At 43.2% G+C, this 25,940-nt stretch carries 27 protein-coding genes and 1 pseudogene; 17 read left to right on the plus strand and 11 right to left on the minus strand.

The features are described from left to right. Positions 1–123: 123 nt before the first annotated feature. Positions 124–1,035: a DMT family transporter gene (locus AC1RRX_RS14440; protein WP_061861073.1), complete on the minus strand. Its 912-nt coding sequence runs from the start codon at positions 1,033–1,035 to the stop codon at positions 124–126. 135 nt (positions 1,036–1,170) lie between these two features. Here AC1RRX_RS14440 and AC1RRX_RS14445 point away from each other — a divergent pair, with 135 nt between their 5' ends. Further along, positions 1,171–2,619 carry an aminotransferase-like domain-containing protein gene (locus tag AC1RRX_RS14445; RefSeq protein WP_032870842.1) on the plus strand — a complete coding sequence of 483 codons (1,449 nt, stop codon included), beginning with the start codon at positions 1,171–1,173 and terminating at the stop codon, positions 2,617–2,619. A gap of 300 nt (positions 2,620–2,919) precedes the next feature. On the opposite strand, the pseudogene AC1RRX_RS14450 reads toward AC1RRX_RS14445, so the two are convergent. Then, positions 2,920–3,703: pseudogene (locus AC1RRX_RS14450) on the minus strand (3-hydroxybutyrate dehydrogenase). Positions 3,704–3,821: 118 nt separating this feature from the next. Between AC1RRX_RS14450 and AC1RRX_RS14455 the strand changes: the two are divergent. Then, the gene (locus AC1RRX_RS14455; RefSeq protein WP_025285581.1) at positions 3,822–4,730 is read left to right on the plus strand and encodes a LysR family transcriptional regulator; all 909 of its coding nucleotides are present in this window, start codon (positions 3,822–3,824) and stop codon (positions 4,728–4,730) included. Between the two features lie 104 nt (positions 4,731–4,834). After that, positions 4,835–5,236 (plus strand): carboxymuconolactone decarboxylase family protein, encoded by a 402-nt coding sequence (locus AC1RRX_RS14460; RefSeq protein WP_007409882.1) that lies wholly within the window; start codon positions 4,835–4,837, stop codon positions 5,234–5,236. Between the two features lie 210 nt (positions 5,237–5,446). On the opposite strand, the gene AC1RRX_RS14465 is transcribed toward AC1RRX_RS14460, so the two are convergent. Together AC1RRX_RS14465 and AC1RRX_RS14470 are read right to left on the minus strand one after the other, a co-directional pair. Continuing rightward, positions 5,447–6,313: a DUF1259 domain-containing protein gene (locus AC1RRX_RS14465; RefSeq protein WP_064115184.1), complete on the minus strand. Its 867-nt coding sequence runs from the start codon at positions 6,311–6,313 to the stop codon at positions 5,447–5,449. 351 nt (positions 6,314–6,664) lie between these two features. Beyond that, positions 6,665–7,096, minus strand: coding sequence for a GNAT family N-acetyltransferase (locus tag AC1RRX_RS14470; protein ID WP_144464684.1), 432 nt, complete (start codon positions 7,094–7,096; stop codon positions 6,665–6,667). Between the two features lie 119 nt (positions 7,097–7,215). Here AC1RRX_RS14470 and AC1RRX_RS14475 point away from each other — a divergent pair, with 119 nt between their 5' ends. The 5 genes from AC1RRX_RS14475 (at position 7,216) to AC1RRX_RS14495 (ending at position 10,354) form a co-directional block, all read left to right on the plus strand. Next, complete coding sequence (locus AC1RRX_RS14475) at positions 7,216–7,668, plus strand: MarR family winged helix-turn-helix transcriptional regulator (RefSeq protein WP_144464686.1); 453 nt, start codon at positions 7,216–7,218, stop codon at positions 7,666–7,668. A 183-nt stretch (positions 7,669–7,851) separates the two neighbouring features. After that, entirely contained in the window at positions 7,852–8,730 is an 879-nt protein-coding gene (locus AC1RRX_RS14480) for a YitT family protein (protein ID WP_040238671.1), read from the plus strand. Positions 8,731–8,841: 111 nt separating this feature from the next. After that, positions 8,842–9,303, plus strand: coding sequence for a MarR family winged helix-turn-helix transcriptional regulator (locus tag AC1RRX_RS14485; protein WP_169510223.1), 462 nt, complete (start codon positions 8,842–8,844; stop codon positions 9,301–9,303). 13 nt (positions 9,304–9,316) lie between these two features. Continuing rightward, positions 9,317–9,955, plus strand: coding sequence for a nitroreductase family protein (locus AC1RRX_RS14490; protein WP_144464688.1), 639 nt, complete (start codon positions 9,317–9,319; stop codon positions 9,953–9,955). A gap of 30 nt (positions 9,956–9,985) precedes the next feature. Next, positions 9,986–10,354, plus strand: coding sequence for a DUF1304 domain-containing protein (locus AC1RRX_RS14495; protein WP_136803719.1), 369 nt, complete (start codon positions 9,986–9,988; stop codon positions 10,352–10,354). 84 nt (positions 10,355–10,438) lie between these two features. On the opposite strand, the gene AC1RRX_RS14500 is transcribed toward AC1RRX_RS14495, so the two are convergent. Then, positions 10,439–11,017: a LysE family translocator gene (locus AC1RRX_RS14500; RefSeq protein ID WP_012118916.1), complete on the minus strand. Its 579-nt coding sequence runs from the start codon at positions 11,015–11,017 to the stop codon at positions 10,439–10,441. Positions 11,018–11,143: 126 nt separating this feature from the next. Here AC1RRX_RS14500 and AC1RRX_RS14505 point away from each other — a divergent pair, with 126 nt between their 5' ends. The 3 genes from AC1RRX_RS14505 (at position 11,144) to AC1RRX_RS14515 (ending at position 13,958) form a co-directional block, all read left to right on the plus strand. Beyond that, positions 11,144–12,016, plus strand: coding sequence for a LysR family transcriptional regulator (locus AC1RRX_RS14505; RefSeq protein WP_033574273.1), 873 nt, complete (start codon positions 11,144–11,146; stop codon positions 12,014–12,016). Between the two features lie 164 nt (positions 12,017–12,180). Further along, complete coding sequence (locus AC1RRX_RS14510) at positions 12,181–13,398, plus strand: MFS transporter (RefSeq protein WP_033574274.1); 1,218 nt, start codon at positions 12,181–12,183, stop codon at positions 13,396–13,398. Positions 13,399–13,448: 50 nt separating this feature from the next. Then, a complete protein-coding gene (locus AC1RRX_RS14515) occupies positions 13,449–13,958 on the plus strand; it encodes a DinB family protein (RefSeq protein WP_015240966.1) in 510 nt (169 codons plus the stop codon). A 77-nt stretch (positions 13,959–14,035) separates the two neighbouring features. Here AC1RRX_RS14515 and AC1RRX_RS14520 read toward each other — a convergent pair whose 3' ends face one another. The 5 genes from AC1RRX_RS14520 to AC1RRX_RS14540 form a co-directional block, all read right to left on the minus strand. Continuing rightward, on the minus strand, positions 14,036–14,698 hold the full coding sequence (locus tag AC1RRX_RS14520) for a GntR family transcriptional regulator (RefSeq protein ID WP_007409865.1): 663 nt from the start codon (positions 14,696–14,698) through the stop codon (positions 14,036–14,038). Between the two features lie 79 nt (positions 14,699–14,777). Next, entirely contained in the window at positions 14,778–16,322 is a 1,545-nt protein-coding gene (locus AC1RRX_RS14525) for a glycoside hydrolase family 32 protein (protein ID WP_258566489.1), read from the minus strand. A 73-nt stretch (positions 16,323–16,395) separates the two neighbouring features. Then, positions 16,396–17,817 carry a glycoside hydrolase family 68 protein gene (locus AC1RRX_RS14530; protein ID WP_015240964.1) on the minus strand — a complete coding sequence of 474 codons (1,422 nt, stop codon included), beginning with the start codon at positions 17,815–17,817 and terminating at the stop codon, positions 16,396–16,398. Between the two features lie 347 nt (positions 17,818–18,164). After that, a complete protein-coding gene (locus tag AC1RRX_RS14535; protein WP_309478023.1) occupies positions 18,165–19,082 on the minus strand; it encodes an EamA family transporter in 918 nt (305 codons plus the stop codon). A 184-nt stretch (positions 19,083–19,266) separates the two neighbouring features. Continuing rightward, positions 19,267–20,196 (minus strand): manganese-dependent inorganic pyrophosphatase, encoded by a 930-nt coding sequence (locus tag AC1RRX_RS14540; RefSeq protein WP_004393053.1) that lies wholly within the window; start codon positions 20,194–20,196, stop codon positions 19,267–19,269. 206 nt (positions 20,197–20,402) lie between these two features. Between AC1RRX_RS14540 and AC1RRX_RS14545 the strand changes: the two genes are divergently transcribed. Continuing rightward, complete coding sequence (locus tag AC1RRX_RS14545; protein WP_007615010.1) at positions 20,403–20,774, plus strand: winged helix-turn-helix transcriptional regulator; 372 nt, start codon at positions 20,403–20,405, stop codon at positions 20,772–20,774. Positions 20,775–20,810: 36 nt separating this feature from the next. Here AC1RRX_RS14545 and AC1RRX_RS14550 read toward each other — a convergent pair whose 3' ends face one another. Beyond that, on the minus strand, positions 20,811–21,296 hold the full coding sequence (locus AC1RRX_RS14550) for a spore coat protein (protein ID WP_007407913.1): 486 nt from the start codon (positions 21,294–21,296) through the stop codon (positions 20,811–20,813). A gap of 133 nt (positions 21,297–21,429) precedes the next feature. Between AC1RRX_RS14550 and AC1RRX_RS14555 the strand changes: the two genes are divergently transcribed. From AC1RRX_RS14555 to AC1RRX_RS14575, 5 genes are all read left to right on the plus strand, one after another. Next, a complete protein-coding gene (locus AC1RRX_RS14555; protein WP_004393059.1) occupies positions 21,430–21,582 on the plus strand; it encodes a hypothetical protein in 153 nt (50 codons plus the stop codon). 243 nt (positions 21,583–21,825) lie between these two features. Further along, the gene (locus AC1RRX_RS14560; protein WP_007615002.1) at positions 21,826–22,761 is read left to right on the plus strand and encodes a YybS family protein; all 936 of its coding nucleotides are present in this window, start codon (positions 21,826–21,828) and stop codon (positions 22,759–22,761) included. 30 nt (positions 22,762–22,791) lie between these two features. Continuing rightward, entirely contained in the window at positions 22,792–24,771 is a 1,980-nt protein-coding gene (locus AC1RRX_RS14565) for a DHH family phosphoesterase (RefSeq protein ID WP_007407911.1), read from the plus strand. Then, complete coding sequence (gene rplI, locus AC1RRX_RS14570; RefSeq protein ID WP_007407910.1) at positions 24,768–25,217, plus strand: 50S ribosomal protein L9; 450 nt, start codon at positions 24,768–24,770, stop codon at positions 25,215–25,217. The genes AC1RRX_RS14565 and rplI overlap by 4 nt, the downstream gene beginning before the upstream one ends. A 6-nt stretch (positions 25,218–25,223) precedes the next feature. Further along, entirely contained in the window at positions 25,224–25,922 is a 699-nt protein-coding gene (locus AC1RRX_RS14575; protein ID WP_079891422.1) for a kinase, read from the plus strand. Positions 25,923–25,940: the final 18 nt, after the last annotated feature.

Below are 25,940 nucleotides of genomic sequence, written 5' to 3' on the forward strand. Positions count from 1 at the left end.
TGTATGTTTAACATACCACAATCCTCTAAAAAAATTCATACACTCAACTTTGTGAACCATACCCAAGTCATTAAAAAGGAGAACTGCTTATGACTCTATTTTCAGGGTTAAACTTCATCCACCTTATTGCTTTTTAGATAAGAAATAAGGATTTAAAATCTTTATCGTTTTATTTACTGTTAGATAGGTGAAACACACTCCGGCGACTGTAACCATCCCGCCTGTCAGTGCAATAAACGCAGGTACCTCACCTAACCACACCCAAGAAATGGCCAAGGCTACGGCTGGTGTTAAATAAAGTGAAATGGCTGCTTCTGAAGCACCGACGAGTGAAGTTACATACGCAAGTGCAAAGTAAGGCACAACCGTTGGTAATAAACCTAAGTAAACGATAGACAATGTTGAGTTCATTGAAGCGTTCAAAAACTCTTCCCCTAAGCCAGGCAGAAATACAAGCATAGGTATTGTCCCGCCCCAAATAGTGAATGTAACGAATGGAATAAATCCATATTTTTTTATATAGCGAGCTTGAAAAACGAAATAAATACTCTCCGAAAAAGCTGCCAGCAGGATTAACAAAATGCCGTTCACTGAATTTGTATAGTTTCCTGCCCCAAATGAAATGATCGACACACCCAATAGACTTATGATAGAGCCAATCCATTTATAAAGCCCAAAATGTTCACCAAAAAACAGACGAGATAACATTGCAGAAAAAATAGGTGTCATGGTCACGAGTAAGCTTGCTGTCCCTGCGCTGACTGTTTTTTCTCCGATATTCAGCAAAATGTGATATAGTGCAAAACCTAAAAATCCTAACGATAAAATAGCAGGGATATCCTTCATGTCAGGTAAACGCATATGAGTCAAAACAGCAAAAACCAACAGTGCCATTGACCCAATCAACAAGCGAAACAAAGCGAGGTGTTCCGGCGTGTAACTCTCCAAACCCGCTCGAATTCCCGGGAAAGCTGATGCCCACAACCCAATCATCAGACTGTAAGATATACCGATTCGAACTGTTTTCTTTTGCATCTTTCTCACTCCTCTTTACAAAAACCAACCAGTTATTTAATGTGTTTCTATATTAATAAAGATTTGATGATATGACTTCAACCAGTTAAATAGATTTTGACCCAACCACTTTAGTTTTTAAGGAGGATCCTTTTTATGAGCGCTCCAGAAGAAAAAAAGATGAAAAAGCTTCCTAAGTACATACAAATCATTCAATTTATAAAAGAGAAAATAGGAAATGGAGAATGGCCGATTGGAAGTAAGATTCCAAGCCAGCGCACGCTTGCTAAACACTTTGAGGTGAACAGGAGCACAGTCATTACAGCTTTAGAGGAATTGACGGCGGATGGATTAATCGAAGGCAGAATGGGCAAAGGGACAGTTGTTACGAACAATACATGGACACTTTTGGCTAAGAATTCCGCCCCCGATTGGGATCAGTATGTAACCTCCGGAATCCAGCAGCCAAGCCAAAAAATCGTTCAAGAGATCAATAAATCAGAATCGAATTCTGATCTTATACAGCTCAGTAAAGGAGAACTTTCACATGAGATTTTTCCTTTAGCTGTTATGAAAGAGATCATGGGAAAGGTATCTCAAAACATAGAGGCATTCGGGTATGAGGAACCAAAAGGCTATTTGCCTTTGAGAGAGGCATTAAGCGGCTATTTAAGAACAATCGGGATTCAAGCTTCTCCTTCTTCCATTCTTATTGTTTCGGGCGCACTGCAAGCCTTGCAGCTGATATCAATGGGGCTTTTGCAAAGGGGATCGACCGTTTATCTTGACCAGCCGTCCTATCTTTATTCATTACACGTATTTCAATCAGCCGGTATGAAGCTGACTGGAGTTCCTATGGATAACGATGGGCTTTTGCCGGAACACATCCGCATGGCAAGGGGGGAACGGGGGAGGGCTATCTTATATACAAATCCCTGTTTTCATAATCCGACAGGTATTTTAATGTCAAAAAAGAGACGGGAAGAAATCCTTGCGGCAAGTGAGAATGCACAGCTTCCCATTATTGAAGATGACATTTATCGTGAGTTATGGATAGATGAGATTCCTCCAGATCCTATTAAAACAATAGATAAAAATGGGCATGTGCTTTACATAGGCAGTTTATCGAAAACGTTAAGTCCGGGCTTGAGGATTGGATGGATCGTCGGTCCAGAACCAGTGATTGAACGTTTATCCGACATAAAAATGCAAACAGATTACGGCTCCAGTTCGTTATCTCAGAGAGTAGCGGCAGAGTGGTTTACATCCGGTGAATACCAGCAACATCTAGAACAGGTGAGAAGTCAATTAAAGGTGAGAAGGCAATTGGTCATGAGTCTCTTAGAAACCAATTTGAAGAATGTCGCTGCATGGAATATGCCGAAGGGAGGATTCTTTGTTTGGGTAAAAATATTGCCTTCACTATCTATGAAATTACTTTATACAAAAGCTTTGACAAAAGGGATACTTCTCAATCTCGGCAGTATCTATGCTCAAGAAAAAGGGAATTATATTCGCTTATCATATGCTTATGCATCTCTTGAAGACCTTCAAAAGGGAATTTATGAATTGGGTTTGATGATTAAGGAATTGGCAAGCAGATAAATATAATGATTACTAAAAGACAGGGACATGCTATCAATGACAAGAATCTGCTTGTTTTCGCGTTTCGCTTTTTCAAATGCTTCTTTTCCCCTCATGAAAACCAGTAAAAAAGCCGCCAACAAAGCGGCTTTTCTTAAGTTAAGATGCCGAATGTCAAAAAAATGTTAATTTCTGCTCTCCTTGTTTTTATTCAAACTTCAATCTGTATGGCTATGTCTCTCCTAGAAGAACAGCGGCTTGGTTCTTGAAGAGTAAATCATTTAATCCAAAGCGCTATGACTCCTGCAGATGAAATTCAGATCATTGGGCCGTATAACCGCCGTCCATTACGACTGCCTGTCCTGTAACTCCTTTCGCTTTGTCACTGGCGAGGAATACTGCGTAATCAGCGATTTCTTGCACGGCTAATAAACGTTTTTGAGGAACCAAGGGGTAAATGACTTCTTCAAACACCTTTTCTTTAGAAATGCCTCTAGTCTCTGCAATATCTTTTAACTGGTTTTGCACCAATGGAGTGTCGATATATCCCGGACACAAGGCGTTGACGGTAATTCCGTATTCCGCTCCTTCCAATGCTGATACTTTAGTTAAACCGATCAAACCGTGTTTGGCGCTGCAATAAGCCGCTTTCCCTGCAAAACCGATTAAACCATTTATGGAAGCCATATTGATGATGCGGCCAAATTTTTGTTTTTTCATCAAAGGGAATACTCTTTTTGTCGCTAAAAGGAGCAGTAAGCATTAATTTCAGCATAAATTCAAACTTATCAGTCGGGAAGTTTTCTATATCCGACACATGCTGAATCCCCGCATTGTTTACCAGAATATCCAATCGTCCAAAGGTTTCAAGTGTCTTAGAGACACTTTTTTCTACTTGTTCTTCGTTTGTTACATCACAAACCGCAGAGAGGACTTCGTATCCTTGTTCCGTAAGTTCCTCAGCTGCATGTTGCACGGCTTTTTCGTTCAAATCGGAAATCACAACTTTTGCGCCTTCTTTAGCGAATTCACGTGCAATTTCTAAACCAATTCCACTCGCCGCGCCTGTAACAAGAGCAACTTTACTTTCCAATAATTTACTCATAGTAACCCCTCCAGGATTCATTTTGTTCTTCTAAAAGTTTACACCCAGCAGTTGTATAAGTAAAATGAATAAAAAGAATATAATGTATTCGTTAAACTTATGGAATGGAGATCATACGATGGATATACGCCAAATCACTTACTTTCTTGAAGTTGCTAAATCCAACAGTTTTACTAAGGCATCAGAAAATTTGCATTTGTCACAGCCTGCCTTAAGTAAGATGGTGAAAAGTTTGGAAGAGGAATTAAAGGTTGAGCTCATTGATCGATCAGCCAGACAAATCGCTTTGACAGATGCAGGCGAAATTGTATTTGAGCAAGGCCAAATGATTATGAAGTCAATAGATGACTTGTCGACGAACTTATACGATCTTTTACATTTAAAAAAAGGAAAAGTGAAAATTGGAATACCGCCGCTTATCGGTGTCTTGTTTTTTCCTAAAATCATTAGAGGATTTAAACAATTGTATCCTGATGTGAACATCAAGCTGATAGAACATGGGGGAAACAAGGTGAAACAGGAGGTTGAAGATGGGGTACTGGACCTTGGCGTGGTTATTGAGCCAGTGGACGAAGAGCAGTTTGATATCATTCCATTGCTTAATGAAGAACTGATGCTCTTCGTTCATTCCGCTCACCCGCTTGTTCATAAAGAGATTGTGGAAATGCAGGACTTGAAAAATGAACCTTTCATCCTGTTTAGTGAAGACTTTTCTCTTCACGATCGGATTATTCAAGAGTGTATTAGAGCCGGTTTTCGTCCAAATATCGTTTATGAAAGTTCTCAATGGGATTTTATCAGCGAAATGATTGGAGAAGAACTAGGTATCTCCATTTTTCCTCAGTCTATAGTAAAAAAGACTGATCAAAGTTTAGTTAAGGCAATCTCCATTGTTAATCCATCAATTCCTTGGAAAGTGGCGATTATTTTAAAAAAAGGAAAATACGTTTCGCACGCAGTACGCGAATTTATCCGGTATATTTCATTTTTTTGTAAGAGTAATTACGTAAATCAAGATAACTCATGAAAAAAATGAATGATTTTTATAGTTTTTATGTATTTTACGGTTAGAGAGGGCTGCGATATATTATCTTATGTCAGAAAATAAGTACCTTTCAGGAGGAAATTCAAATGGACCAAAGCCGTTACCAACAAGGTTTAGACAAATTAATGGAGTACACTTTAACAAGCGATGATAAAATCTCTACGCATTTAAAGATTTCTGAAGACTTGAAAGATATCGCCCCAGATGTAAGTAAGTACATGATAGAATTTGCTTATGGAGATATATATTCACGACCGGGATTAACCAATCAACAACGTGCGCTTGTTACCATTTCATCCCTTGTAACGCAAGGAACCGAGCCGCAGCTTGAACTTCATATCAATACAGGGCTTACATCCGGATTAACGCCGACTGAGATTGTAGAGAGTATCACCCAATTGGTTCCTTATACAGGATTCCCGCGTGTACTTAATGCTCTTTCAGTGGCTAAGAAGGTGTTTGCACAACGACATGTAGAAAACCATTGAGAAATAAAGAGCTTGTATGGAATGCGGGATGAATTAGTATAAACTCATCAATAGAATATACACAAAACGACAGCCTATAAGGCTGTTTTTTAATAGTCTCGCTTATCATAAAAAATGTCGTGCCAGGCCTATATATGGTCTCTTTTTTGTTTTCGGTTGATCATATGTAAAAGCGATTATTTTAATCGCTTTTTGATTCTTCAAAACATGCTAAGCTTTGACCTCTTTATGAGTAAGAACTTTTAAAGCATCTCTCACTTTTAAGGCGAAGTTGACAGGTTTATCAATCGCTTCGAAATGAATATACATCAGTCTCGGTTTATCAAACAGCCAGTGATTGTGAAGTGACGTTACAATCAGATCATGTTTCCGAAGAACGCTGATAAATGGATTGATTTCTTTTTGCAGAATGACAGTTTCTCCGCTGCAGAGAGCACGGCCGTCTTTTGTCATTGATTCAAATGAAAACATTTGCGGAATGAGCAAGAATGATCTTCCGGGCCGTCCCAGTACTACTGGTTTTATATTCGTTCGTGATCTCATTACTGTACAAATTCCATTTTCAAACGTATGCATGGTTCCGCCTAGAATATCGTTGAACTCGTCACAAAGACCATGCCGTTCAATCAGCTCCCCGTCAGTTTTTGGTACCGCACGCACAGTTTTAGTAGTTAGAACTCTCAGGGCCTCTCTCACTTTTCTTGCAAAATTGAGGGGTTTATCAATTGATTCAAAATGCATAAACATCAGACGCGGTTTATCAAACAGCCAATGGTTATGAACGGCAGTTACGATGATACCGAATTTGCGCAGCTCACTCATTAACGGGTTCACTTCTTCTTGCAGTAAAACAGTCTCACCTAAACATAAAGCTCTGCCTTCCCGATCCATGCTTTCAAATGAAAAGGCCTGAGGAATAAAAGGAAATGCCTCGGCTCTTCTTCCGAGTACCACCGGATGAATGTTGCTTCGAAATCTTGTCGCCGTACATACGCCATTTACGACACTGGGCGTTGAATTGAGAATTCTAGCAAATTCTTTGCAGAGCCGTGATGGCTCCATACTCGTTTCTTCCACTTCATATCTCCTCCTGGAATCTATTTATAACGTACGTAGTATTAAAGATATGTGAAGATAGAAAAAATGTAACGCGTCAGCAGTCCACATTAGAGAGAATCAGCCTTTTATGTATAATTTGAGATTTTCTTCCCTTTTTATAATCTCTTTAACTGTTAATTTTTAATAGATTAAAAGCTTAAATTGGTAGTTTTATTCCAGCTTTGATTTTTTTGTGGCGGTCATTTGTGCAAGCACCGGCTGAGCACACATACCTTTGAGTTGTGAGTTTCAGAATATGAAAAAAAGCCTTTATACAAGGCTTTCGGTAAATAATTCATACAGCCGTTTGACTGCTCATTCAGTGACAGCTCACAGCTCTTTTGTCATCAAGACATGCGGGATGCCGTCTTCCATAAATTCCGGTGAATCTGTCTGATAGCCCAGTTTGTGATAAAAGCCTTCCGCATGTGTTTGTCCATGCAGTTTACATTGGGTGATGCCTTTTTCTTTTACCATGTTTTCTAATTCGCTTATGATTACTTTGCCCAACCCGTATTTACGGTAAGGCTTCAGGATGCAGATTCGTTCGAGCTTGCCTGTATGGTTTACAATGCGGACGCGTCCTGTGCCGGCAGGCTGATTTTCATGATAAACCAAGACATGCCCGCACTGATCCCCAAGCGTATCGAACTGATCAAATTCATCGGCTTCAGGTACTTGCTGTTCCTCAATGAATACTGCTTTTCTAATCTCAAGCGCTGCTTGCAAACCAATTTCCGTTGTTATTCTTTTTATCCTCATGATCAATCAATCCTTTTCACATATTAGTCTGGACTGCACGGCTTGCTTGTGGTCTTATAGAAGTAACGATAAAATAATTATATTGCAAATGCAACAAAAAATGAAGGGTTTGAAAAGATATGACTGATATTTTGCGGGAAATCGGCATGATCGCACGGGCACTGGATTCCATCAGCAATATTGAATTTAAGGAATTAGACTTAACAAAAGGGCAGTATCTCTATCTTGTGCGTATATGTGAAAACCCGGGAGTGATACAGGAAAAAGTGGCGGAAATGATTAAAGTTGACCGCACAACAGCGGCGAGAGCAATCAAAAAATTGGAAATACAGGGGTTTATTGAAAAGCGTCCTGATGATCAAAATAAAAAAATAAAAAAACTGTTTCCGACTGAAAAAGGGAGAAAGGTTTATCCGTTATTGCAAAGAGAAGGAGAGCATTCTGCGGAGGTAGCCCTGTCCGGATTTACATCTGAGGAAAAAGAAACCATTTTCAGTCTTCTTCAGCGGGTGAGAAAAAATATAGAATATGATTGGGAATTTGTGAAGAAGGGAAACAAAAGAGATTATTAATGGTCATTAATTCCTTTTAGTGAATGATTACATTGTGAATGATTAAAGTCATAAATGGATACGTTATCTGTGACATCTCCTTCCTCGGTTCCTGCTTCAACATAGCCGATAGGCTTATTTTTAACGAAAAGTATCAATTATGGTATATTTAAATAAGAAAAAATAATTGAAGCGGGGAATGATATGAGTACAATCGAAAAACAAAGACGTAAGAAAATCAGAGCGAAATCAATCGTACGGGCCATCATGGTCATCATCGGCGGAATTATTGCCGCGTATGGACTGGAAACCGTATTGATTCCGAATAGTGTATCTGACGGCGGTGTAACCGGACTCAGCATTGTCTGTTCACAGCTGTTTCATTTGCCTCTTGGGATCTTAATTGCGGTGATCAATATACCGTTTGTCTGGTTGGGATATAAGCAAATCGGGAAAGGTTTTGCGTTTCTATCCATTATCGGCATTATCTCACTTGCCGCAGGCACGAGTTTTTTCCACCACACTCCTGCTATCATCGAGGGAGACACCCTGTTAATCACCGTTGTCGGCGGGATTATTATCGGCTTTGGAATGGGATTGGCATTGCGCAACGGCGGCGCATTAGACGGAATTGATATGCTGGCTGTGCTTCTGTCACGGAAATTGCCGTTTGGCACGAGCGACCTCATTTTATTTTTAAACATGTTTGTGTTTATTTTTGTTTCTTTTGTATTCGGGCTGCAAGGCGCATTGCTTTCCGTCATTGCTTACTACATTGCGTCTAAGGTCATTCATGTGGTTGAGGAAGGTTTAAGCGGTTCTAAAACATTTCAGATTATCACCAATGAGCCTGCATTAATGGTAGAGACCATTCGTGAGGAATTAGGCCGGAGTGCCACTTATAAAGAAGCATACGGCGGTTTTTCCCATGAAAAATTCAAAGAAATCACATGTGTCATCAACCGTTTAGAAGAAACCAAACTGAAAGAAATTATTAATGACATTGATAAACAAGCCTTTGTGACGGTATATGATGTCGCAGAAGTAAAAGGCAGTAATTTCAGAAAAGTCCATAATCATTAAGAAGCGAGCTGCCGTTAATCGGCAGCTTTTTTTAAAAAAGGAGAAAAAACTTGCAAAAATAGAATGACGGCTGTATATTATTGATATATCAAACGTTGACTAGTCAATTAATTGCGCAAAAGAAAGTGGGGATGGGTTTTGACAGCATGTTGTTCAGAGGAAGGCGAGATTTTATATCAGCTCCAATCACTGCATAAAGTGATCGGCACGAAGTTTGAAGCGTGCACCGGAATCAGCCAATCCCGTCTTGAGCTTCTCGCCGTGCTTTTTTACGTCGATGAGATCAGCCAAAGCGATCTTCAGAAAAAGGTGAATATTGATGGTGCAGCTGTTACGCGACACTTGAAACAGCTTGAAGCCAAAGAAATGGTTACGAGAAGGCGGAAGCCCGAGGACAACCGAATTATACTTGTCCGGCTTACTGAACAGGGGCGGGAGAGAATTGAGGCTTCCAAAAAGGAGAAGGAGCGTTTCATAAAGGAAATGCTTGCCGGTGTCAGCGAGGAAGAACGCAGTATGTTAAAAAACGTATTGTCACAGATGCAGAATAATATAGAAAATATGAAAGCATAGGAGTGTTTTACACATGAAAACAGAACTGAAAACAAACGATTTTATGGACATTATGAAAGGGCGCCGTTCCATTCGGAACTACGATCCGGCCGTGAAAATCAGCAAAGAAGAAATGACTCAAATCCTGGAAGAAGCAACGACAGCACCGTCTTCAGTCAACGCGCAGCCGTGGCGTTTTCTCGTCATTGACAGCCCTGAAGGAAAAGAAAAACTCGCGCCGCTTGCCAGCTTTAACCAAACACAAGTCAGCACATCATCTGCGGTGATCGCGGTTTTCGCAGATATGAACAGTGATGACTATTTAGAAGAAATTTATTCAAAAGCGGTCGAACTGGGCTACATGCCGCAGGAAGTAAAAGACAGACAAATCCCTGCGTTGACGGCGCATTTTGAAAAACTGCCGGAGCAAGTGAACCGTGAAACGATTCTGATTGACGGAGGACTCGTTTCCATGCAGCTGATGCTTACGGCACGCGCGCACGGCTATGACACAAACCCGATCGGCGGCTACGATAAAGAAAAGATTGCCGAGGTTTTCGGAATGGATAAAGAGCGTTATGTACCGGTCATGCTGCTATCAATCGGAAAAGCGGCAGACGAAGGATATGCTTCCTACCGTCTTCCTATCGAAACAATCGCACAATGGAAATAAGGTTGAAGTGAAGCTGAGGGGAGAGGGACAGTGGAGATTATTGCAGCTGTTTTCGTCGGAGTTGTAGCTTTAGAACATGTATTTATCATGATACTTGAAATGTTTTTTATCAATTCGAAGGCAGCTAAGCGGTCCTTCAAATTGCCGAAGCATTTAGAAGGTGATCGGAATGTAGCGGTCATGTTTGCAAATCAGGGTCTGTATAATGGATTTCTGGCTGCCGGCCTCATTTGGGGGCTGATCCTCGGAGCTGATCCGATTGGCCATATGATTCAAATGTTTTTCGTCATCTGTGTGGTCATCGCGGCAATTTTCGGAGGCTTTACTTCAAACAAATCAATTATCGTAAAACAAGGACTTCCGGCTGTTTTAGCGCTTATTTTTCTTTTAGCGGCGTAGCAGACGGAGTGAGGGCTTCCGGAATGGTAGCCCTCTTTTTTTATTCTGTTTTGAAAATCATTCTTTAGGCGGATCTTTTTTGAATTACAGATAAATGCTTACCGCAGAATAGATGAGCAGCAGACACATCACGATGCGAAACGCTTTATCGTGTTTCTCAAAGAGATGTTTAAAAACAGAGCCGAACGCCGACCACAGCAGTAAAGCCGCCCAGCCCAGGAGAATAGCCGACGCGAGCCAGAACGCAATCAATGGATACGTGTGCTGAAATGGCAATATAAAAGCGCTCATTAAGGTTAAAAAGAATAAAATACTCTTTATATTGATCATTTGAAACAGAAATCCCGATAGAAAAGACGATCGGGTTTTTTCAGAATCGCCTTTTGATGTTTTGGGCAGCGAGATCTGCCAAGCCAAATAGAGCAAATAGACGGCTCCGGCAATTTTAAAGTAAGGTTCCACGACGGGAATCCAATGATAAACACTCATGGTAAACAGACCGCTGAGAATGCCGAGCACTGCAAATCCCGTCAGGATGCCGCCGTTAAAACGCCATGAACCGATAAAGCCGGCTCTGCGCGCTTCATTCATCATTAAAATATTGCTCGGCCCGGGCGTAATAGATGTCATCAGGACATAAGAAAGAAAAGCTATGATACTCATTAAATCACCTTCATTTGCTAATGTGATGGAACCGTTTTTTATTGTATGATAAGAATAGTTATAAATAAAATTGAAAAATAAAATCGCATTATTGATTTTTTCGATACATCTTAGAGGTGAATTCATATGGAGATCAGACATCTTATTACATTTCAGGCCATTGTAGATAAGGGAAGCTATACAGGGGCCGCGGCGAAGCTGGGATACACGCAGTCGACGATTACGACTCATATTCAGGCGCTTGAACAGGAGATCGGCGGCGCATTATTTACGTACGAAAAAAGGCGTCTGAAACTGACGCCTTTAGGGAGAGAGCTGATACCGTTGGCCGAGGATTTACTTTCCGCCCATGACAAGATCAAAAATATGCAAAGCATTCACGAGGTGAAGGGCGTTTTAAAAATTGCGGCGCCGGAGTCTTTGACCATTTCCAGACTGGGGCCGATTATCAGAGAATATTCCATGAAGTATCCGAACGTCAATATCATATTGAGCAACGGAACATGCGGGCAGAATCAGGTGGAATTAGTAAGCGGCCGCGTGGATATTGCATTTATGGTATATCCGGAGATACAAATGGAAAAATGCATACATCATTCTTTATTGGAGGAACGCATCGTCCTCGTGGCAGGCAGTGACGCACCGGATCATTTTGACGACTATCAACAAAGCGGCAAGCACTTTTTTATTACAAATGAAGAAGGGTGCAGCTATCGGACTATGTTTGAACGATTTCTCGTCAAGCATGATATCAGTCATTTACAAACAATGGAACTGTGGAGCATAGAGGCCATTAAGCAGACGGTGATGAGCGGACTCGGTTTCTCCGTTTTACCTTATATTACGGTAAAAGAAGAGGTAAAAGCGGGGAAGCTGAAAATTCTTCAGCAGTCTGAGCCGTTCGAGCGGCTTTATTCTCATATGCTGGTCAAAAAGAAAAAATGGCAGCTTCCGGCCGCTGAAGCTTTTGTTTCGCTTGTTCTTGAGATGATAGGTTAATTTGAAAGCCGATGCCTGCGCGCATCGGCTTTTGTTTTTGTCCGGAATCTTAATGACATTTTCGATGTCAGCCAGCTGTTTTTTGACTCCATACCTACCTTTTTTAAAAAAAAGAGAGCTGATCAGCAAATATGGTATGATTTACATAATCAGGGAGTGAGAAGATGAATATGAAGAGAGCGTATTACGCTATTTTATACAGCCAGACCGCTATCAACTTGGGGTTCTCACTTTATACGATGGCTGTCATCTTGTTTTTGTTTACAAAAACCGGTTCGACGGCGATGGCCTCTCTTATGACGTTCGTCAGCATTGTATGTCGCGTATTGGGCAGCGCCGTTTTGCCGCTGGTCACCGGCCGGTTCACGCTTCGTTCTTTGTTAATCAGTTCTCAATTGATACAGATCACACTGTTAGTCTGTTTGTTTTTTGTCATCCAAACCGGTTCATCCGCATTCTTTTTTCTGCTGTTTTGTCTGATCGGAGGCATTTCTTTTTGCAACGGATGGTTTGCTCCGATAAAAAGCGCGCTGATTGGGGAAATCATTCCTCCTGATCGAAGGGCGAAAGCGAACGGTTTATTATCGGCGGCGGATCAGACCGTTCAGTTTGCGGGGTGGTCTCTGGGCGGCGTCATCATAGCGTTCCTGGGAGAGAGCGATACAATGATCGTCACTGTCATGTTATTGGTTTCTTCGGTGTTGGGCATCATTCTGTTTCTTCAAGTACGCATGTGTGCGCCGGCAGCAGTCAGGGAACGTTCCCTTTTTGCAGATGCGGCAAGCGGCTGGGTGTATTTATTTCAGCAAAAACAGCTCAGGGTTCTCATTGTGATGGATGTGATCGAATCGTGGGCAGGCATGATATGGATCGGTTCTGTGTCCTTGACTTATGTGCATGACGTCCTTCATAAAGGAGAGGCTTGGTGGGGGTATGTCAACGGAGTCTATTATGCAGGGACGATGATCGGCGGACTGATCATCTATAAGTTATCCGGCAAGTTTCAGCATCATCTCATTCCGCTTATGCTGACGGGAGCCTTGGCATATGGAATGTTCACGTTTATTTACGGGCTGATCACAAGCGCCGTTACCGCCCTTTTTCTGGTGCTGTGCATGGGGCCGGCTTGTGTATTACGAGATCTCACGCAGGAAACATTCCTTCAAAACATCACGACCGAAAAGACACGGGTCAATATATTAGCGGCGAGATCAGCTTTAGTTCAGTTCATTTTTATGTTTTCCATTATCGGAACGGGGGTTATCTCGGATGTATTCGGCGTGCGGTTTATTTATATTGGCGCAGGCCTCCTCTTATTAATTTCGGCTTTTATCGGATTTTCTCAGCTGCGAATGAAGAAGATGGTACAAAGTCGCATGTAGTGTAGTATAATGAGGAACGTACGTTCTATATCGAGAGAGGAGAGGGTAATGTGGGACATCTGGCACTGCAATTGTATGATTATCATCTTTGGGCAAATCAGCAAATATTCACCCGGCTTAAAGAGCTTCCGGAGGATGTGTATCGTAAGGAGATTCAAAGTGTCTTTCCGTCGATAGCCGGTGTATTGACTCATGTGTATCTGTCGGATAAGGGGTGGTTTGATGTGTTCTCCGGAGAGCGTCTGGAGGATACGCTGAAATCAGCTGAACAGCAAAAAGAGGACATCTTGTCTAAAGAGATAGAAGAGCTGGAAGATATGTTCTCGGAATTATCAGACCGGTATCAATTATTTTTGCAAAAGGAAGAAAATATCAGTCTCCCTCTTGAAATAGAGCATCCGTCAGGTGACATCATGAAAACCGCAGCGGCCGATATGATCCTCCATGTTGTGAACCACGGAACGTATCATCGCGGGAATATAACAGCCATGCTCAGACAGATGGGGTATGCTTCTGTGCCGACGGATTACGGTATGTATTTATATATAAACAATAAGTAAACAAGACAGCCAACGCGGCTGTCTTGTGATATCCGTAAAAAAGCCAAATCATATGAGTGATTTGGCTTTTTCATTTGCTATGCCATGTTCTGCAGCCGTTCTAAACTGTTTTTCCAATTCGCTTCAAGCGCTGTAAAAGCAGCGGCGGCATCTTGCTGTTCTAATGCGTGAATGATATCAGAGTGTTCATTATATGATCTGTTTAAAGCGCCGTTTTCACTGAAATAGCGGATTTCCATTCTCTGAATTTTGACTTTCAGGCTTACTAGCAATTTGTGAAGTTCGGCGTTGTCCGCAAGCAGAATGATGCGATGGTGAAATGCATTGTCCGCTTCCAGGATGGCCAGTTTATCGCCGTCTTTCATTGTTTGAAGAAGATTTTCATTCAGCTGTTTCAATTCCTGAATCACGGCATCGTCCACATGCGGGAGAGCTTGCTGCAATGCGAGTTTTTCAAGCGTCCAGACGATGGAATACAAGTTTTCCGCTTCTTTTAACTCAATCGGAGCGACAAGCGTCCATCTGTTCGCTTTTGTTATCACCAAGCCGTCATCTTCCAGCCGCAATAAGGCTTCCCGTATCGGGGTGCGGCTGATTCCCAATGTTTCCGACAAATCCTTGTCCTTTAACTTTGTTTCCGGTTTGAGCTTGCCCGTTATGATCCAGTTTCTGAGTGTGCGATACACTTCGTCCCGCATGATGGTTCTTTTCAGCACAGGTTCTTTGTTTTGATTATCCAATGGAACACCTCATGAATCGTAGTATACATATTTGCATTTTACCACAGTCCGGGCGCTGGTTAGAAATGAAGAGAGATGTCTAAGAATGAATCGAACCGAGATGCTTCATCTCAATATGCTGAAAGTCAGCGGAGCCGCCTTCAGAAAAGAGCGTGATTCCCTGATCTTCGTGTTTTGGGAACACTTCATTTGTCAAAACGGTTTTTCCGTCGTCTGCAAATACTTCAATACTTGTTTTATCCACGAGAATTTTCAGATGGACGCGCCCTTTGTTTCCGTCAAATGGGGCTTTGCTTTCGGCGTATGCACCGGTTTTATCAGGCTGGTCTGTAAACGATCTGTTCACATAGGCATAGCCGTCTTCTGCCGAAATACCGACATCAATATGCCGACTTTGGTCTGCTGATTCTCTGAGTCTGACGCCTGCATTTTTGATATCTGACCAAGCGATATCCATATCAAGCTGATATGTATCACCTTTGATCGGCAGTGTCTCTGAACCGTTCACCTGTTTGTGTTCTATGCTGTCAGTTGAAGAGGTTAATTGGTTCAATGCTTCAACCGGCTCTGACACAAGGCTGTATGTGCCGCCGTCCTGCTGCTGAAGGCGGATTTCACGGACGATAGAATCCGTGCCGTTAAAGCCGTTTTTTAGTGTCGGTGTTTCATTCGGATAATCCCAATTGTTCATCCATGCCAGCGCATAGCGTTTTGTCAGCGGATCTTCGCTATTACCGTCCTCAAATGTGACGCCGCCGTACCAGTCAAAGCCGTAATCGAGCCATTGCGGTTCTTCTTGATCGGCGGAAAATTCCTTCCCGTCAAAGTTTCCGGTCCAATACGCGTACGTATTCGGTTTGCCTGCGGGTTTGCCGTTTGCGCTTGCGCCCAGAACCCACTTGGGTGTTCCGTCATCTGCACGCATCATATAAAGGTCGGGGCATTCGATGAGGCCGATCTGCTGAGTGATAAAACCGCCCGTGTATGTCCAATTTTTTAAATCGAGTGATTCATAAAAACCGATTTTTTCGCCTTCGGCCATGGCCATCACCCATTTGTCATCCTCTTCATCCCAGATCACTTTCGGGTCCCGGAAATCCTTAGTTCCCGGATTTTTCATCACGGGCTGATCACTATAGGAAGTAAACGTTTTTCCTTTGTCCGTGCTGTACCATAAATATTGTTCCTGGGCTTTTGTTTTGGCTGTCGGCTGCGTTGTGACGGCGACCAGCGCGTTTTTGCCGAAGCCCGCGGTGTTGTGTTTATCAATGACGACAGAACCGGACCATATATCGCCGTTTTCGTTGGTGTATTTCGGAATAGCCGTGCCTTCGTCCGTCCAGTGCACCAAGTCCTCTGATACGGCGTGCCGCCATTCTGTGCCGTTGCCGTTCGGGTAATCCCGATTATAAAGATAGTAGTAATGATATTTCCCCTCGAAAAAAATGGGCTTTTGAGGGTCGTTTTTCCATTTGTCCGGGGTCGTAAAATGATACGCCGCCCGGTAATCTTTCTTATGCTCCGTGTTTGTGTCAGAGGAATTGTGGTTTTTGTTCGGCAGTAAGCCGACAAACAGGAACGCACCCAAAAAGATCAATATTACAATGGGCCATTTTCGTGCCATGATTGAATTCACCATCTTGTTGAGAAATAAAAGAAAATGCCAATGAAGTATCGGCATTTTCTTTTTGTTGTTATTAGTTGTTAACCGTAAGCTGTCCTTGTTCAAGGATGCTGTTTTTAACAACGGATGTTTTCTTGCCTTTGATGTTCATTAAGAAGCTTGGCGCAAATGTTGCCTTTTTATCCTCAAAGAAGCCTCTGTTTGTCATGTAGCTTGTGATCACGACATTGTTGCCTTTGGCTTGCGGCACTGCGAAGTGAGAGTAAGTGAACGTTACATCGTTAGGATCAAGACCCATTTGCAGTACAAGACCAGTTTTGTTCAGCGGCTTGTAAGGACCTGTTAAAGAGTTTGATACATAACCAAGCATGTAGATATCGTTGGAGTTAATACCGTCGATCGTCATTTTTGAACCGCGTGAATCAGTGAACAGATACCATTTGCCGTTCATTTTGAAAACATTCGCGCGCTCGATTTCATCAGTTACCGTGTTTGAAGTGATCAGCGGCTTCATGACTTTTTTCAATGTGTAGTCATTGTTTAATTCTACGATGCCGAGGGCGCCGTTCGCTAATTCAGCATCGCGTTTTTTAGCACTTTGCTGAAGCTTCTGACTTTCTTTACGGAAGAAGTTTGTGCTGCCGCCGTAGTACGCTTTGTTAAATAAAGATTCTTCGCCTTGGTATCCGTTATCTGTTCCCGTGTTGGCTTCGAATACAAGGTATTTATGGCCTTTGTCTTCAACGTAGTGAGGGTCTCTCAGCGTATGGTTGTCGCCGGATGTATAGTTCCCTTCATCGATAAACTGCTGAACGTTTTGATATGTTTTTCCGTCACCGTCAAAAATCGTTTTATGATCTTCCACTCCGTTGATCTTGAGCGTGTCATCAGATTTTGACACATTTACCTGCGCCGTTGTCAGGCTTTGTTTGCCGTAATGTTTACCGGAAAAGTCAGTGTAGAATAAACGGATTTTTCCGTCAGATGTAAAGGTTGCAGAACCGGACCATTCTTGTGTCTGTTCTTTCAGGATTTCATCATTGGCGTCGAACTTATCGCTGTCTTTAAAGACACGGCCCGCGTTTTTCCAGCTGTCGATCGAGTTGTCGCCGACTTTTTGATAAAACATGTAGATGGATGTGTCATCAGCGTCTTTCGGGCTTCCGGCAAGAGCAAACACGACGTGATAGCCGTTGTATTCAGCTACTGTTCCGTCAGCGTTTTGGAGCGGCCAGCTGTCCCACACATCCAGTCCTTTTGCGGACTCGATATTTTTAATTGTTGATTGGTCGAATTGAGGCACTTGGTATTTTTCACTTTGCTGCTGTTTAGGGATCTGCAGCATATCATGGCGTGTGATGTGAGAGACGCCGTACGTTTCTTTGTAAGGTTTTTGGGTATTTTCTTTCGCGAAGGCTTGAGTCGCTCCCCCTGCCAGAAGTGCAGTCGTAAAAGTTAGAACTGTGGCTCGTTTTGCAAATTTTTTGATGTTCATGTTCATGTCTCCTTTTGTATGTACCTTTTTTTGCGACCTGCCGATTCGATCCTCCTGCATTCATGGATGGCAGGTTTGTTACAGAAAAAAAGACCTAAAATATGTATGGGGTGACGCCAAAGAATACACTTTGCCCTTAACACATTTTAGGTCTTGCCTGCTTTATCAGTAACAATCCTGCATGATTTACTTGTCGACATCATTCTATTAGACTCTGATTCTATTGACAACTGGTCTATTTTCCTCTTTTGGATGATAGTAAAATGAAAAAAGGCCTTTTAATATATGGGTAATTGAGACTATGGGGTGCTCTGGGCCTAGGAAAAAACCTCTCTAAAAAAGAGAGGTTATTTTTGCTTGATAGATAATAAAGCGATGGTGGCTAAAATCAGCAAAGTACCCAGCCATTCTGATATTCCGAAGGGAACATGCAGCCAGATCACAGCTAAAAAAGCTGCCGACAGCGGCTCTGCACAGGCGAGCAGGCTGGTTTCAGAGGCACTCAGATATTTCAGGCTTTCCAAGTAGCAATAAAAAGCGATGAGCGTTCCGAAAATGAGGATAAACACGATCGCGGCATATGCAGGAAAGGACCACTCGCCTTCAAATTTCCAGGGCGGGCGGATCAAGCTGAGGGCGGCTCCGCCGATCAGCATGCCCCATCCGACAATAATGGCCGATCCCCATTTCTTCAGCAGACGATGCGGCTGAAGGGTGTAAAACGCCAGTGCAAACGCCGAACTGATGCCCCAAAAGACGGCCAGACCGGATATGGACAGGCTTCCGACATTCCCGTGCGTGACCAAAATGAATGTGCCGGCAACCGCCAATAAGACGGCGAGGAGCTCTTTTGCTGAAGGAATTCTCTTTGCGCGAATCGCTAAAAAGCATGTAATGATCGCTGGCCCTAAATACTGAAGAACGGTAGCAGCGGCTGCGTTGCCGTACTCAATTGCCGCGAAGTAGGTGTATTGAACGCCTAACATTCCGAAAATCCCGAATAAAAGAAGGGGAATTCTGTCCCGTCTGTCTTTCCAGACAGCCCATATCCGTCCTTTTTCTTTGCGGTACGCGATGCCGAGCAGAAGCGCCCCTGACACCAGAAGGCGCACCGAAGTCAGCCATTCTGTATTAAAATGGCGGTGCTGGAACAGATACTGGGCAACCGTTCCCGAGACCCCCCATAAGATAGCTCCTGTCAGCACAAGCCAAATGCCTGTTGTTCGTGAATAAGAAAGAGCAGCGTGTTTTTCCAGGATAGACACCCCCGATTCTGACGTTGTGATAGTAACTAACAATAATTAGGAAATGAACGTCCTCCATGTGATATATTATATATTGTATATTAAATTCCGTCAAAAAGATTTTCGGAGAAAGCTCTTACAAAACGGCCGTCTGAGGAATGAGCTGTAAAAAAAAACACCCCGGCGGGTTTCCGGGGTGTTTTGGTTATTCTGCAATCGCGTCTGTTAAAACAGGAACGACTTGTTTCTTTCTGGATACGACGCCTTTTAAAAGAGCCGTGTTGTTTTCTAAAGTCACGTTGAATGCTTTTTCCACTTTTGACGCTTGATCACCGATGGCAAGCGCAAGGGAATCGTTTTCCAGAATATCCGTAATCACGAGAAGGAACAGGTCAAGGTTCTTCTCAGCAATTACTTTTGAAAGAGCCGCTTCTAATTCCGGCTGACGCTTTTTAACATCTTCAATATCAACTGTGTTGACTTGGGCGATTTCGACTTTTTTGCTGCCGAGCGTGAACTCTTTCGCATCAAGAGAAATCAGTTCTTCCACAGTTTTTTTGCTTAAGTCGGCGCCCGCTTTCAGCATGTTTAAGCCGTACTCTTCCGCATCTACGCCGGCAATTTCAGCAAGCTCTTTTGCCGCTGCGATATCTTGCTCCGTGCAAGTCGGAGATTTAAATAACAGAGAGTCGGAAATGATTGCTGACAGCATGAGGCCCGCAATTTCTTTCTCGATTTTCACGTTATTTTCTTTGTACATTTTGTTTAAGATCGTAGCCGTACAGCCGACCGGCTCAGCACGGTAGTAAAGAGGTTCCGCTGTTTCGAAGTTGGCGATACGGTGGTGGTCGATAACTTCAAGAACCTGAACGTCTTCGATATCCTTGATGCTTTGCTGGCGTTCATTGTGGTCAACAAGGATGACGCCGTTTACTTCGTTTGCGGCTGTTTCCACCAAACGCGGGCTTTCCTGCTTGAAATAATCAAGCGCGTATTGTGTTTCGCCGTTGACTTGTCCGAGGCGGACGGGCTCAGCATTGAAGCCGAGTTTATTTTTTAGATCAGCGTAGGCAATGGCAGAGCAAATGGTATCTGTGTCTGGGTTTTGATGTCCGAAAATAAGAATTTTTTCCATAATAACTCCTTGTCCTTTTTTGTAGTGTAAACAATCTTTTTATAGTTTAACACGTCTTGAGGAGGGTGTAATCTTCAAAACCTTAAAAATTGATGTGAAAAAGAAGCATTTTTGTTGAGAGGTGGGGAGGGTTGCGAGTAAAATACTGGGTAAGTCAGATGCTAATCAGCATATAGTATCAAAAAAGGTACTATGGAGGATGAAAAATGAACATATATCCGAATAAAGAAGGTTGTCCGGTTGAACTGACGCTTTCCGTTATCGGCGGAAAGTGGAAGGGTATTTTGTTTTATCATATGATCGGCGGAAAAAAGCGGTTTAATGAGTTTCGGCGCATTTGCCCCAGCATTACGCAACGTATGCTGACGCTTCAGCTTCGCGAGCTTGAGGCGGACGGCATCGTGCATCGGGAGGTATATCAGCAGGTGCCTCCAAAGGTGGAGTATTCTCTTACCGAATTCGGCAGGTCGCTGGAACCGATCGTTTTGCAAATGAAGAAATGGGGAGATGCCAACCGGGAGTTTCTCGAGGCATACCGGGAAAAAACGTCTCCTCAAGATCAGTCCGCTCAAAAATAAGAAGCAGCAAAGGATTAAATTCCTTGCTGCTTTTTTTTATTTCATCGCGATGGCTTTTCTGGCATTGCGTACATCATTTTTCAGCAATTCGCTCAGGTTGTAAGCCGGATATTGACCCCGTTCTTCCATATACTCAAAGACCATTTGGTGCCACTTGATGGCCGCGTTTAAGTGCTTGACGAAGACGTGTCTTAATTGAGGTGTGGCCGTCTCTGTAATGGCTCCGGCATAATTGCGGACAGATGTTTTGGCCAGAATGAGCAGGCCGCCGCTGTAAAAGGAGGAATCAGCGCGCTCTTCTGTTTCATCCTCACGAAAAGCGGGAGCTTCAGGGAAGAAAGGAAGCAGTTCACGCAGATTTTGTTCCAGCGAATGGATGGAAAATCTGTAAAGCTGTTTTAATCTGGCATCGCTTACGTCCCGCTCTGTTCTTTTTAATTTCACAAGTCCGTTTGCCTGGAAAGCTACTAACTCATGCAGTTCTAACGTTTCATGCCATGCTAATGTTCTCCGCTCAGTCATGGTGTAAGAATCTCCTTTATCCTTCATTTTCACTTTCAGCATATGCCCCGGTCCCGATGTTGTTCCTCATGTTTTGAAGTTTCCAGAAAGGGAAACTCAATGTAAAGGAAATACGAAATAGAGGTGAAACTATATGTGGGACATGATAAAGAACTTCTTCCTTTTCAGCAGCGGGGTTTTGCAGGCGACCACTCTCTTACTTATCGTTATCGTCTTGTTATATGTACGAAAAACCAAAAAGAAAAACAGAGATACTTCTGGTTTCATGGATGATCAGGATCACTGATACAACGGGCATTCTTTCACTAGGATGTCCGTTTGTCTGTTTTCATGTTTCACATGGAACATTGCGGCTGTCCGCGCTCATTTTACTTGCGATTTCGACTTATGTTAAAATATATACGTGTATTTTGGAGAGTTTATGGAAAATTCAGGTCTTGAAAGAGACATTGCGGCGTCAAAAGAGCAGTCGTCTAAGCTGCTCTTTTCTATTCGTATGTTCGAATGATACAAGGTTTGAGGTGAGTAAGTGAAAAATACAAGGGCTCTAATAGAAGGCGCCATTTTGATCAGTATTTTTGCAATCATTTCCCTTTTGGTCGTGTACCTCCCTTTACTGGGGGCAATTCTTCTCTTTGCTTTGCCGCTGCCGATCATTCTTTACACCATTCGGCACGGTCTGAAGCCCGGGGTATGGATGGGGCTTGCCAGCCTTCCTGTCAGCTTTATTGTAAGTTCGTTTACCGGGCTTACAGGCGCTTTTACGGCGGCCTGTACGGGAATCGCCATGGGATATTATTTTAAAAAGAAACAGCCCGGCTATGCGGTTGCTGCCGGAGCTATGGCGTATGTGCTGTGCGGCGTCGTTTTTTTTGTGGTCAGCATCGTGTTTCTTAATATGAATGTGGTTGATACCACCATGTCCCAGCTTCGGGAGTCGCTGTCTGTGGCTGATACCATGTCAAAACAGCTCGGTTACGGAGACCAGTTCGGGAAGCAGATCAAGCTGATGGAAAGTCAGCTGAGCACGGTTCAATATCTTTTTCCGACAGTGCTCGTATTGACCGGCATCGTTTTTTCTTTCCTCAGTTATGCTATGGCAAGGCCGCTTTTACGGCGATTTTCCCCTGATCTTCCGAAGATGAAGCCTTTTAGAGAGCTCAAACTCCCGCAAAGCGTTGTCATTCTGTATTTTATTGTGACGATATTAGGGTTTCTGCCTTTAGAAAAAGGGCATATGCTGTATTCGGTTTCATTGAATGGGGGATTTATTCTCAGCTTGCTGATTTGTATTCAAGGATTAGCGTTTATTTTTTTCTATTGCCGCGAAATGGAGATGCCGAAAGCCGTTCCTGTATTAGCAATTGTGCTGGGGGTGCTTTTTCCGCTCATCTTGTCCGTGTATCTCCTCTTAGGCATCATTGACATAGGCTTTAACATAAGAAATAAGGTGACGCGAAATTGAGTGTGACTTACAGGTGGGGAGTTGATAGAAATGCCTAGTTTTTATGAAAAACCGTTGTTTCGGTATCCCATCTATGCATTGATTGCATTGTCAATCATCATAATTCTCATCAGCATTTACTTTAACTGGCTGATAGGAGCCATCGGCGTTGTGCTGCTCGCCGTGATCTTGTTTTTCATTAAGCGTGCGGATTCTCTGATCAGAAAAGAAATTGACGATTATATCTCCACGTTATCGTATAGATTGAAAAAAGTAGGCGAAGAGGCATTAATGGAAATGCCTATCGGGATTATGCTGTTTAATGATCAATATTACATTGAGTGGGCGAATCCGTTTTTGTCTTCCTGTTTTAATGAAAGCACGCTCGTCGGACGCTCGCTGTATGACACATGCGAGGCCGTCGTGCCGCTGATCAAGCAGGAGGTCGATTCGGAAACGATCACCTTGAATGAGCGGAAGTTTAAAGTAGTGATTAAAAGAGATGAGCGCCTGCTTTATTTCTTTGATGTGACAGAACAGATTCAGATTGAAAAGCAGTACGAAAATGAGAGAACCGTGCTGGCATATATCTTCTTAGATAACTATGATGACGTCACACAGGGGCTGGACGACCAAACGAGAAGCACGATGAACAGCCAGGTCACCTCATTATTAAATGCGTGGGCGCAGGAGTACGGCATTTTCCTGAAACGGACGTCCTCGGAGCGGTTTATCGCGGTGTTAAATGAACACATTTTAACGGAGCTTGAAAACGCGAAATTTTCGATTTTGGATGAAATCCGAGAAAAAACATCCGTTCACACTGTATCTTTGACCCTCAGCATCGGGATCGGCGCATCGGTTTCTTCCTTGAAGGAGCTTGGAGATCTGGCGCAGTCCAGCCTCGATTTGGCTCTCGGCCGCGGAGGCGACCAAGTGGCGATCAAAATGCCGAACGGCAAGGTGAAATTTTACGGCGGCAAAACGAATCCGATGGAGAAGCGCACAAGGGTGCGCGCCCGGGTGATTTCTCACGCGCTCAAGGAAATTGTCTCAGAAAGCAGCAATGTCATTATCATGGGGCACAAATTTCCTGATATGGACGCAGTCGGAGCCGCAATCGGAATATTGAAGGTGGCGCAGGCCAACGGCAAAGAAGGCTACATCGTCATTGATCCGAACCAGATCGGATCAAGTGTTCAGCGTCTGATTGAAGAAATTAAAAAATATGAAGAGCTGTGGTCGCGGTTCATCACGCCGGAAGAGGCGATGGAAATTTCAAATGACGACACGTTGCTTGTCGTCGTTGATACACATAAACCATCCCTTGTGATGGAAGAGCGTCTCGTGAACAAAATCGAGCACATCGTTGTGATTGACCACCACCGCAGAGGCGAGGAATTTATTAAAGACCCGCTGCTCGTTTATATGGAGCCATATGCTTCATCCACCGCAGAACTCGTGACGGAGCTGCTTGAATACCAGCCGAAGCGGCTCAAAATCAATATGATTGAAGCGACGGCCCTGTTAGCTGGTATAATAGTGGATACGAAGAGCTTTTCCCTTCGCACGGGCTCGCGGACGTTCGACGCCGCTTCTTATTTGAGAGCGAAAGGCGCAGATACGGTTCTGGTGCAGAAAGTTCTCAAAGAATCGGTCGGTTCTTATATCAAGCGGGCGAAGCTGATCCAGCATACGTCTCTTTATAAAGAACATATCGCGATTGCTTCTCTTCCTGAGAACGAAGAGGAGTACTTTGACCAGGTGCTGATTGCGCAGGCGGCTGATTCCCTCTTATCGATGAGTGAAGTGGAAGCTTCATTTGCGGTAGCCAGACGGGATGAGCATACGGTGTGCATCAGTGCGAGATCGCTGGGCGAGGTCAATGTGCAGATTATTATGGAGGCGCTGGATGGCGGAGGGCATTTAACCAATGCGGCAACCCAGTTATCGGGCATTTCTGTCTCAGAAGCGCTCGTCCGGCTGAAGGAAGCCATTGATGAATATTTTGAGGGAGGCGTTCAGAGATGAAGGTTATTTTCTTACAAGATGTAAAAGGTAAAGGAAAAAAAGGCGAAGTGAAAAACGTAGCAGACGGTTATGCACATAACTTTCTCATTAAAAAAGGCCTCGCTGTCGAAGCAAATGCGACAAACATCAGCGCATTGAAAGGACAGAAAGAAAAAGAGAAAAAAGAAGCGATTGCCGAGCTTGAAAGAGCCAAAGATTTGAAAGAAACGCTTGAACAGCTGACTGTTGAGCTGAGTGCCAAATCCGGTGAAGGCGGCCGTCTATTCGGATCTGTCACAAGCAAACAGATTGCAGAAGCGCTGCAAAAAACGCATAAGATTAAAGTGGATAAACGGAAATTGGAGCTCCAAGACGGTATCCGCACACTGGGATATACAAACGTTCCTGTAAAGCTGCACCCTGAAGTTCAGGCTGTGCTGAAGGTTCACGTAAAAGAAGAAGCGTAATATACAATGAAAAACCCGCCGATCCGGCGGGTTTTTTTCATGTCAGCAGACGGCGCAGCGCAAGAAAATGATGAGATTGTTTCATTTCCGATCATCACTAGATTGCATATTATATTACATCATAACGAAGGATGTGTCGGTATGAAACGATTTTTTTCTGAAACATATTTTAATAATCCGGAGAATAAAAAGGCGCTGGAGCACTATCCGCTGATCGGTGATGGAAAAGACGGGGAAGTCTATCGCTTAACACACAACAAATGCGTAAAATACTTCTTTGAAAAAGGGACATGCAAAAAGGAATTGGCAGCTTTAAAGACCGGACAAGGTTCCCCGGTGATTCCAAGACTGTATGAATACGGAGATCGTTATATTGTGATGGAATATGTCCAAGGCACCTCTCTTGCCCGCCATATCAAACAAGAAAAATCCCTGTCCGTCAAACTGACTGCTGATATTTTAAATATGCTGGATGAATTAAAAAGAATCGGTTTTACCAGATGGGATGCCGAAATCAGGCACATTCTGATCAACGAACACGGAAATCTTAAGGTCATCGACCATAAAAGAGCTTTTTCCGCCATTACCCGGTTTCCCGTAAAACTATTAAAAGGACTGGACAAATACGGCTTGGCGGATGAGTTTTTGAACACTATAAAAAAATTAAATCCGTCACGTTACCTGGAATGGCAGCCGCACATGTAAGTTTCTGAAAATCCGCAC

The sequence above is a fragment of the Bacillus sp. GW821-FHT11D08 genome (genome assembly GCF_058808515.1).